Raw genomic sequence first — 2,725 nt, 5'->3', positions numbered from 1 at the left:
CTCGATTTGATTACCGTATCTGAACAACTTGAAATCGAAGATCAATTAGACGATGCTGGCGGCTTTGCTTACTTAGGTGAAATTGCCAAAAACACCCCCAGTGCCGGTAATATTTTATCTTACGCAGACATTGTGCGTGAACGTGCCGTAGTACGTGACATGATTGCTGTTGCCCACGAGATTGCCGATGCGGGTTACAACCCAGAAGGTCGTGATTCAAGTGCATTATTAGATTTGGCTGAAACCAAAGTCTTTAAAATCGCAGAAATGCGTACCAATGCTAATGAAGGCCCGGAAAACATTAAAAGCATTCTTGAAAAAACCGTCGACAGAATTGAGCAACTTTATAATAACCCTCATAACGGCGTGACCGGTGTTTCAAGCGGCTTTAATGATTTAGATAAAATGACCGCAGGTTTTCAGTCTGGTGATTTAATTATTGTTGCAGCACGTCCTTCTATGGGTAAAACCACCTTCGCGATGAACCTATGCGAACAAGCCGCCATGAATGAAGATAAGCCAGTGCTTATTTTCAGTCTCGAGATGCCGTCAGAACAGATTATGATGCGTATGTTAGCCTCGCTTGGCCGAGTAGACCAAACCAAAATCCGTACAGGTCAGCTAGATGATGAAGATTGGGCGCGCGTGTCTTCAACCATGGGTATCATGCTTGAACAAGGTAAAATGTACATCGATGATGGCTCAGGGCTAACCCCAACCGAAGTGCGCAGTCGTGCCAGACGTATTGCACGTGAACATGGCGGGTTATCAATGATAATGATCGATTACCTGCAATTAATGCAGGTGCCGTCGTTAAAAGATAATCGTACCTTAGAAATTTCAGAAATTTCTCGTTCATTAAAAGCCTTAGCCAAAGAACTAGAAGTGCCTGTTATCGCATTGTCACAGCTTAACCGCTCGCTAGAGCAACGAGCCGATAAACGCCCAATTAACTCTGACTTGCGTGAATCTGGTGCGATTGAGCAGGATGCCGATTTGATTATGTTTATCTATCGCGACGAAGTATATAACGACAGCTCCGAAGATAAAGGCACCGCAGAAATCATCATTGGTAAACAGCGTAACGGACCTATTGGGCGTATTCGTCTGGTATTCCAAGGTCAATTTTCTCGCTTTGATAATTATGCTGGTCCGCAATTCGAAGAAGATTAATCATTGATTAAATAGTATTTATATTTTTTAAATCGTTATTTATGATAGTAGCTTATCTCTGTTAGCGAGGTCGCACTTATGGCACAAAACCTCCTAACAGACAGCAAGACGCGCCATGTTATTTATTGTTTAATTAAGGCAATCTATTGAAACCTTTTCCTCGTGCAGAAATCAGTCGTGGCGCATTACAAAGTAACTTGGCACAACTGCGCCTTATTGCACCCAATAGCAAAATTATGGCAGTGGTTAAAGCCAATGGTTATGGCCATGGGTTATTAAATGTTGCTGAAAGTGTTGGCTTATTAAATTATGTTGAAAGTGTCGGCAAGTATCATGGCGGCGCAGATGGGTTTGGTTTGGCAAGGCTTGAAGAAGCGCTACAGCTAAGAGAAGGCGGCGTAAAAGGCAAACTTTTATTATTAGAAGGTTTCTTTCGTCAGTCTGATTTACCCACATTGGTAACCCATAATATTGATACTGTGGTTCATCATGAGTCACAGCTGCAAATGCTTGAAACCATTAAACTCGATAAACCTGTCACCGTATGGATAAAAATCGATACTGGCATGCATCGTATTGGTTTTAGTCTTGAGCAGTTCGACAGTATTTATCAGCGTTTGCTTGCTTGCCCACAAGTGGCTAAACCGATTCATTTAATGACCCACTTTGCTTGCGCCGATGAACCCGATAATGCACTTACTCAAACGCAAATGAATGCCTTTGAGCAATTGATTAGTGGCTTAGAAGGCGATCGCACCTTAGCCAATTCAGCCGGTACTTTATTTTGGCCAGCAAGCCAAGCCGACTGGATAAGACCCGGTATTGCGCTCTATGGTGTTTCTCCGGTTGTGGGAGATAGAGGTGTTAATCATCGATTAATTCCAGCAATGGAATTAGTGTCCAATTTAATTGCCGTGCGTGAACATAAAGCGGGCGATAGCGTTGGTTACGGTGCATCTTGGACTGCTAAAAAAGACACTCGTTTAGGGGTTGTTGCCATTGGTTATGGTGATGGTTACCCACGTAATGCGCCAGAAGGCACACCAGTGTGGATCAACGGCCGCCGAGTACCGATAGTGGGTCGAGTGTCTATGGACATGCTCACCGTAGACTTAGGTGCAGATGCAAAAGATAACGTAGGTGATAACGTTCAACTGTGGGGTAAAGCTCTTGCAGTAGAAGAAGTGGCCGAACATATTGGTACCATTGCTTATGAGTTAGTCACTAAACTTACACCACGAGTGTTGGTTGAACTGCTTGATTGAACATGAGATTGAAATAATTAATAAACAATAAACAAAAACCAATGCCCAATACGTTGCTAACGTAATGGGCATTGTTGTTTTAAGGCATTGGGTTCTAGCTTTAGACTATTGCAATAAACCTAGACTTTAAACTCTGACTTTACATTCTAGTTGTAAACTCTGGCTTTAGATTCAGGCTAGAGACTTTAGATTGAGGCTGTAGGCTGTAGATTTGCTTGCTAGCTTTTGGCTTGAGCCCTAGGATTAACAGCTTAACCTAACACTTGATTATTGATTATTGATTAATG

The 2,725-nt window shown here is 42.6% G+C and carries 2 protein-coding genes; both read left to right on the top strand.

The features are described from left to right. On the top strand, nt 1–1,173 hold a 1,173-nt coding region (gene dnaB / locus H5202_RS20150), incomplete at its 5' end, for a replicative DNA helicase (RefSeq protein ID WP_182773633.1). Nucleotides 1,174–1,319: 146 nt separating this feature from the next. Next, a complete protein-coding gene (gene alr / locus H5202_RS20145) occupies nt 1,320–2,438 on the top strand; it encodes an alanine racemase (RefSeq protein ID WP_182773632.1) in 1,119 nt (372 codons plus the stop codon). Nucleotides 2,439–2,725: the final 287 nt, after the last annotated feature.

This window comes from Shewanella sp. SG41-4 (assembly GCF_014164505.1).
Taxonomy (GTDB): Bacteria; Pseudomonadota; Gammaproteobacteria; order Enterobacterales; family Shewanellaceae; genus Shewanella.
Note: the sequence above shows the minus strand (reverse complement) of the source record. Positions and strands in the feature narration are given on the sequence as shown.